Below are 7,553 nucleotides of genomic sequence, written 5' to 3' on the forward strand. Positions count from 1 at the left end.
CGCCTGCTGGAGGGGGTCTTCGCCCTGCGCGCCCGGCACGACGGCAACGACGTCGGCTACGGCTCGACGACCGGCTCGCCGGGGGCGGAACCCGGTCGGCCCCGGTACGCGCGTACACGGCCAACCCGACTCCGGCGGCCAGCAACAACGGCAGCCACTTCGGCCACCGCCGCCAGCGAGGTGCGGCGCCCTCGCGGATCGAGCCGCCGATCTCGATGATGTCGCCCCGCGCCGGCCGGTCCTGGTTCCCCGTCATCCTGACATCATCCACCTCGAACATTCACGGCCCCGCATCCGGCTACCACCCGGTCTCCGAACCGTCCGTCATGGATTCCTGGCGCCTCGACGTTTGACGGCTCTTCGAAGTTCAGTGGGGGTTGAGGTGTCCGCGGTAGCTCGGGTGGTGGCGGTGCGGGTGCGTAGGCGCTGGTTCTCGGGGTTGCGGAAGCCGTAGGTGTCGCGGGCGATCGTTTGTTGACATCCTCCCGGCCCTGAAGGGCCGGGATTCCCACGGTCGCCCGTGAGGTTTCCTGTTTCATCGCCGATTGCCTTGCCGGGAGGATTTTCCCTTGAGGTCTTACATCAGCTCCGCAGGCGTTTTACCTCTCCGCCAGCCCGGCGGCGAGGATGTTTGTCGCGGCGTTGATGTCCCGGTCGTGCTCAGTTGCACAGCCGGGGCAGGTCCAGACGCGCACGTTAAGGGCGAGGGTGCTGTTGATCCGCCCGCAGGCCGAGCAGGTTTTGGACGACGGGTACCACCGGTCGACGGGGATCACCTCACGGCCGTACCACTGGGCTTTGTACTCCAGCATGCTGCGGAACTGCCCCCAAGCCGCGTCGGAGATGACGCGGGCCAAGCGCCGGTTGCGGAGCATGCTACGCACGCTGAGGTCTTCGATCACGACCGTTTGGGTCTCACGGACGAGCCGAGTGGTCAGCTTGTGCAGATGGTCCCGCCGCCGGTCGGCGATACGAGCATGGATCCGGGCCACCTTCAGTCGGGCCTTCGCCCGGTTCGCGGAACCCTTCTGTTTGCGGGCCAGGTTCCGCTGCGCCTTGGCCAGCTTCCGCCGGTCGGCCTGCCCGTACCGCGGGTTGGTCACCTTGCCCTGCTCGTCACTCACCCCAGGCATCGGACGCGACAGGGTCAGCAGACTGGTGATGCCCGCATCCACACCAACCTCCGCCACGACGGGCGGCAACGGCGCTACGGTCGGGTCCTCAACCAGAATGGACACGAACCAGCGGCCGGCAGCGTCCCGGGACACCGTGACCGTCGACGGTTCCGCCCCGGCGGGCAGGGGCCGGGACCACACGATGTTCAGCGGGCTGTTCATCTTGGCCAGAGTGAGCCGGCCGTCACGCCACCGGAACGCCGAGCGCGTGTACTCGGCCGACGCCCGCGACTTGCGCTTGGACTTGAACCGCGGATACCGGGCCCGCTTGTCCCAGAACGCCACGAACCCGGCCTGCAGATGCCGCAACGTCTGCTGCAACGGCACCGACGACACCTCGTTCAGGAACGCCAGCCCATCGGTGCGCTTCCACCCGGTCAGCCACCCCGAAGACTGCACATACGTGGTGCGCCGGCGGTCAACCGCCCACGCCCGGGTCCGCGCCTCCAACGCCCGGTTGTACACCAGACGCACACACCCGAAGGTGCGGTTCAACTGCCCGGCCTGCTCAGCGGATGGGTAGAAGCGGTACTTGTATGCCCGCTTCACCACCTCCCCCACGCCTCACACCCTACCAACCGTCCATGTAAGACGATCAGCGAGGGGAAGGGAGCGGCGTTTCCTCCCGGCCCTGAACGGCCGGGTTTCCACGCCGCAAATCCGATGACACGGTTGGTGCCTTCTGAGCCTGAGTTGGTGATGCCGGTATGCAGGAACGCGTGAATCTGCGGCCACCAGGCCCCGATCGTGGTGACGACCTGCCCAACCGCCTCGCGTACCCGAGCCGGCCCCGCCGCGATGCCCGCGAAGCCCGCCTGTCAACGGCCATGCCAGCGATCTGCTCGACAAGCATGGTCGACCGCGGCGTCCGGGTAGCCGAGCCATGGAGCCGTTTCGTCGCCTGATCATGGTGTCCCGCCCGCCCCCGATGAACCGGCTGCACTCAGCGACAGCCACCAAAGTCGTGGACGGAACGCTCAGGCCGCAGAGATCCGCACCGCGGACAGTTCGGCTTGACCTGGTCCCAGCTGATATCTCCAGCGGGGAACTGGCGGGCGTTGGCCCGGGCCGCTGCGGCCGCGACCCGGAGTGCCTCGGCCGGTTCCCACAGGCCGCCGAATGGCGGGCCGGAGGTGCCGTCGAGCCATGCTGCGGTGTGGCCGGCCAGGAAGGCGTCGCCGCTGCCGATGGGAGAGCGTTGGGGATCGCGTCGTGCGAGACCATCAGACGCGAGCCGTCCGCGCCGATGTAGGCGCCGACCAGGACCGCGGACATGGGGTCGACGCCGGCGACGGTGGTCTTCGGCCTCCTGCAGAACAACGTCCTGAACCGATGATCCTGGGCAACCCGCGAGCAACTACGGATCGCGATCGTGACCTGGATCGAGCGGACCTACCACCGCCGCAGACGGCAACAGGCGCTGTCTCGGTTGACCCCCGTTGAATTCGAGACCATCATGCACCCACCGGCCAGTCAGGCCGCGTGACTACACCTGTCACCTACCGGTGCAGCAGACCCCTTTTCCACTGCGTCGCGAGTGCGTTACGGTCGTGCCTGTCTATGGTGGACCTTCGGAGGACGCATGGCGCGACGTAAGGGTCTGATTGCTCAGATACTCGACGCGCGCAAGCAGACCAAGAAGCTCCAGGCGCAAGCGGAGGCGCGCTGGCACCGCGAGTTGGTTGCCGAGCAGAAGCGTCAGGAAGCGGAGGCACGCCGCGAGGCTAAGCAAGCCGAGGCTGCGGCAAAGAAGGCCGAGGCAGCGCGCCTGAGGCATGGAGTGCAGGCGAAGCGTCTGGCCGACCAAGCGGCCGCGAAGGCAGCGCGAGAGGCCGCCCAACGCGAGCGTGCTGAGGAACGACGCCTAGCTGCCGACGCTCGCGAGAAGGCGCAGGAGGCAGCCGCCACGAAGCGCCTGGCGGAGCGGGAGGCACACGCCCGGAAGATGGCAGAGGCCGAGTTCCGGACCGAGGCCATCAGCACGAGGATTGCCGAGTACGCACAGCTGCTAGCCCGGAGAAACAGGCGGGCCGCCGAGTCTGACCTCGAACTTAGGGCGGCTTTGTCGAACGGCGGATCACCCGCCTTTGTTGAGCGTCTACAACACGTCCTCGCTCAGTCTCGATACCCGGAGGGCCTGACAGGCAAGGCCGCCGCTCACTATGACCCTGCCTCCAGGGAGCTGCTTATCGAGTACGAGCTACCACTACGAGACGTCGTGCCCACCGTGGTCGCTTATCGATACACGATGGCGAAGGGCATGGTTGCTATACCTCGCAAGGAGCCCGAGACTCAGAAGCTGTACGGCGACCTCCTTGCACGGCTGACATTGCGCACCATTGCCGAGACTTTCGAGGCGACGTCTCCGGACCTCGTCACCGGCATCATCTTCAACGGCTATGCCTCAACCAAGGACAAGGCGACTGGTCGCGCCATTCGCCCGTTGCTGATGAGCGTGGGTACGGAGCGGGACAAGTTTGCCGTGGTGCAGCTCGATGAGCCAGAGCTGGACCCGGTGCTCTGCCTTCGCAGCCACCTGAACGCCATTGTTTCCCCGCACCCGTACGACCTAGAAGGCGTCAGGCCAGTAGTTTCCTTCGACCTTTCAAAGTACAAGTTCGTTGACGAGATGGATATCGTCGCCGGCTTGGATAGCCGTACAGACTTACTGACACTCTCTCCTGGAGAGTTCGAGCATCTCATTCGCCGCCTGTTCGAGAGCATCGGCATGAAGTCCTGGGTCACGCAAGCCTCCAAGGACGAAGGAGTCGACGGCGTCGCTGTCAATGAGGATCCAATCGTCGGCGGGCTTTGCATCATCCAAGCCAAGCGTTACAGCAAAATCGTCGGCCTTGAAGCCGTCCACGCTCTTGCCGGCGTGATGGATCACAAGCGAGCCGCCAAAGGCGTTCTCGTCACTACTTCGTGGGTGGGCAAGGCGAGCCGCGACTTCGCCGCCGCGAACGGACGAATCGAAATTATTGAAGGCCGCAATCTCAAACACATGCTGAAAGAGCACCTTGGCCTAGACGTCCTAATCGGCCTGCAAAAGCTTCCGCCGGGCTGGGACAGGGCAGACTTGGAGTAGGGGCATCCTCATCCGGACCGGATGGTGCCCTCGCTTGCAAGTTCTGAGCCTTCGTCTACCACGTCCGTCACCTCGGGCGCTCGTCCGTGCGCCGCCGTCGCCAGCTGTCGTCGTCGTGCCGGCTCGTTGCTGTCGGCGTTGCTGTTACCGCCCTCAAGACACACGATTTAGGAAGGAGGCAGCGGCAACTGCGGACCGAGGGATCTACCAGGCAGAACGCGCCGGGCGCCTGGAAGCGGAAGCTTGATCATTCCGCGCCTGCTCCGGATCTTGCAGATCAGGGCCGTTCCCGTCTCACCTTGCGTGGCCTACCGGGCCTGCACCCAACCCTCGACATCCAGCCCGCCTCCGCACGTAGATAGCGAGTCAAAGACGGCCGCACACGTGTCGCCCTCGGATTGTCGGTGACCAGGTGTATGGTGCATCCCTGCCCGTGAGCACCCGCACCCCCTAAGGGAGAAGATCGGAGACTCCATTGCCGGAAAAGTACCCTCTGATCATTCTTAACGAATTCTTTGAGGAATCTGAGTATCACCAATACATCCAGCCAGTCCATACGGCCATCATGAGCGTCGCCGAAGATCTGAGGATTCCCCCCTTCGAAACAACGGTCGTCATGTCAGGAGATATGACCGCTTCTGTCAATCGCCGGACGAAGGATAAGAGTTTTTCGCCGGAGAGAGTCGGCGGCCAGGTTGCGGGAAAGACAATGCCGATCGATCCGACTAACTTTAGTCAGGTCGATCTGGTGATGGATATGGGAATGATGAATCCCGTACCCGAGGGAACCCAGCTAGGCATGTTCATCTACCTGCTCGCACATGAGTTGGGGCACGCTGTAATCGGCAGGCAACGCACCACGAGCGGCGATACGCCTGCCGCCCGAAGAGTGGAGCCGTCCGGCATGGCTGGTCTCTACGGCTTGGAAGCCATAGACGAATGGCGCTGCGACCAGCTGGCTGATATAGTTCTTGGGGGCATTGCGACCGTCAACGTTGACGGCAACCAGTCAGCAGTGCGGTACGGGCTCATGCTGCCGTCGGATTGGACGGCCGACTTGCGAAACGTGGTGGACGAGGTGGTGTATCCGGCATGGCCCGACCTTGTCTGGTCGTATCGGATCCACGACATCGACCTAGAGCAGATGTGGGAGCAACTACAGACACAGACTAGTCAGGTTCTCATTTTCTTGGCGCACAACGAGGCCCGCGCCCTCAGCGCTGGGCGCCCGAGTCCACTCACCCAGCTCGCAGGTCATCGCGGGGTGGATCTCTACCTTGGCCCAGCATGGTCAGAAATCATGAAGGAAGCCGAGACTCAGCCAATCCTCGCTTCACAGGATGAGTTTCAGAGAAACCAGGACGATCTCCTAATCGTGTGCAGGTCAGCCATCACGAAAATGTGGACCACCCTAGGCGTTACTGGACGCCGACTACTTGACGGCACGGTGTACCTAGACGTCTCCGATCCGGCCCGATAGCAGTAGCGCCGCAGGAAGTTAGGATATCGGCTGTGGAGTCAAATAGCGCGAGCAGCCTGCCGCAGGACACCGCCAGAGCCATGGGACTCGCAAGCCGAATCTTGTTGGCCTACTTCGACAACGACATGGAACAGGTAGCCGCTCTGATTAACCCTCGGTCACATGAGGCAATCGAGGCATTGATCATATTGGCGCAGTCAGCGCTGATGCAAGCGACCGGCGGGCCCGCCGAAGCGACGGCCAAGCTGCGAGAGTTCGCCGTACGAGCCGAAATCGAGCTAGGAGAGAACTACCCGAGCCTGTAGATAGGATTGACCTACCACGCATCCCAATGCTCCTATGGATGTCAAGCTCCGCGCCGGCTGTACCGCTGGCGAAGCTCGACCCCTTCGTTCCGAACGAATAATCAGCCGACGATGAACCGGGCGAGTAGTCGGAGTGAGCTGCCGGAACAGGCCACGATCGTCCGTGGGCGTCCGGCGTCGGCCGCCCCGGTCGTCAGCTGGCCACCCAGCCCGATGTCAGAGTTGTGGCCCGCGACGGGCGCTGCTTCAGCGAAGCTAATCCTGATCCTGCTCGCTGCCCCGACGTGAAAGATAGGAGGCGCACTGCTTCCCAAAAGAGGTCAGGGCCCAGGTTGTCTCGTACCCGACGAAGGCGCCGACAGCGGCATCGTAGGCAATACCAAGGCTTTGTAGCCTGCTGACCAACGCGTCGAGCGCACCAACCAAGCCAGCGTCCTCGGCGTAGATGTCCTTCACTGGCCACCGGTCAGGGGTCGGAACTCCATTAGTCTGAGCGCCACTTAGCTTTGGATTTGGTCGTGCAAGCAACTCCATCAGCCTCAAATGGGGCCTTTCAAGCTGTCGCACGATATCAACAACTACTTGTGTGCCGTCAATATCCGTCGACTCCCACGCTCCACGGGCGAAGACCCGGGCCAGGGTGTCTATCTTCCAGTCGTCAAGTGCTCGGGCCGCCGCCTCGGCAGTTTGGGCAAATAGCTCCAGCAACCTGGGTTCTTGGGCCAGTTCTGTCAGCAATTCCTCCGCCCGGATAGCAGCTTCATCCTCTACGGTGCTGACGAAGCGGCTTACGTTCTCGGCGCGACGACGCCAAAGCGGGACCAGAAGGTTCACCGTCTCCTCGGCAGCTGAGCCCACGAAGGATCCGACGCTGGCTCCGACTATGGAGCCAGCAGTTGGTGGGGCTCCTATGCTCAGTCCGATCAGTTCACCAACTGCCGCCCCTGCCGGAGTGACGGCACCACTGTTGACCCAGCGGGCGACTACCGAGCCACCCCGCTCCACAACGTCAGCCATCCAACCATTGTCGCATCCTGCAACCACTGACTATCGCCGTTGCTTCCGACACCATCAGGGCAGCCGCTTGTCACTCAGCCCGACGCGCGTTGGATCAACCCGGCATCGAACCACTGGACCAGCGTGACCGCCACGGACACGGCTACCTGAGCTTCATCTACCGACACGTTGCCCGGCGCTGAAGGCTGGCCGCCGTGACGATCATGTTGGCCATGCCACAACATCCGCAGCATGGCGATGATGACGTGCGATGAAGGGGCGGATGTGTGCTCGCGCTCCATCGGCAGCCGCCAGTCCCCTTGATCCTCAAGTTGCTTGAGCACCGTTCCCAGCGTTGCCCTTGAGTTGCTAGGCGACACCACGGGCACGGCAGCGTCCTCAACCGCCAAGATCGGCTGCGTCCACGGAAGTGGTGTACGACTTGCCCGTGATGGGCGTGTTGCGTAGATAGGAGACGGCCACCGCGCGATCCTTCGAGACGGCTAAGT

Annotated in this window: 6 protein-coding genes and 1 pseudogene; 4 read left to right on the forward strand and 3 right to left on the reverse strand. The window is 63.4% G+C overall.

Annotated features, from left to right (window positions below; translation table 11 throughout):
* Positions 1-599: 599 nt before the first annotated feature.
* Entirely contained in the window at positions 600-1,736 is a 1,137-nt protein-coding gene (locus AB0L34_RS31840; RefSeq protein WP_363709137.1) for an RNA-guided endonuclease TnpB family protein, read from the reverse strand.
* A gap of 739 nt (positions 1,737-2,475) precedes the next feature.
* On the opposite strand from AB0L34_RS31840, the pseudogene AB0L34_RS31845 reads away from it, so the two are divergent.
* From AB0L34_RS31845 to AB0L34_RS31860, 4 genes and pseudogenes are all read left to right on the forward strand, one after another.
* Positions 2,476-2,661: pseudogene (locus tag AB0L34_RS31845) on the forward strand (IS3 family transposase); the annotation flags it as partial.
* Positions 2,662-2,757: 96 nt separating this feature from the next.
* Positions 2,758-4,263, forward strand: a complete 1,506-nt coding sequence (locus tag AB0L34_RS31850; protein ID WP_363709139.1) for a restriction endonuclease — start codon at positions 2,758-2,760, stop codon at positions 4,261-4,263.
* 475 nt (positions 4,264-4,738) lie between these two features.
* On the forward strand, positions 4,739-5,743 hold the full coding sequence (locus AB0L34_RS31855) for a hypothetical protein (RefSeq protein WP_363709141.1): 1,005 nt from the start codon (positions 4,739-4,741) through the stop codon (positions 5,741-5,743).
* A 32-nt stretch (positions 5,744-5,775) separates the two neighbouring features.
* Positions 5,776-6,048, forward strand: a complete 273-nt coding sequence (locus AB0L34_RS31860; protein WP_363709143.1) for a hypothetical protein — start codon at positions 5,776-5,778, stop codon at positions 6,046-6,048.
* Between the two features lie 255 nt (positions 6,049-6,303).
* On the opposite strand, the gene AB0L34_RS31865 is transcribed toward AB0L34_RS31860, so the two are convergent.
* Positions 6,304-7,065 carry a hypothetical protein gene (locus tag AB0L34_RS31865; protein ID WP_363709145.1) on the reverse strand — a complete coding sequence of 254 codons (762 nt, stop codon included), beginning with the start codon at positions 7,063-7,065 and terminating at the stop codon, positions 6,304-6,306.
* Between the two features lie 74 nt (positions 7,066-7,139).
* The gene (locus tag AB0L34_RS31870) at positions 7,140-7,388 is read right to left on the reverse strand and encodes a hypothetical protein (RefSeq protein WP_363709147.1); all 249 of its coding nucleotides are present in this window, start codon (positions 7,386-7,388) and stop codon (positions 7,140-7,142) included.
* Between the last annotated feature and the right edge of the window lie 165 nt (positions 7,389-7,553).

Origin of the sequence: Micromonospora sp. NPDC052213 (assembly GCF_040679695.1) — a bacterium.
Classification (GTDB): domain Bacteria; phylum Actinomycetota; class Actinomycetes; order Mycobacteriales; family Micromonosporaceae; genus Micromonospora.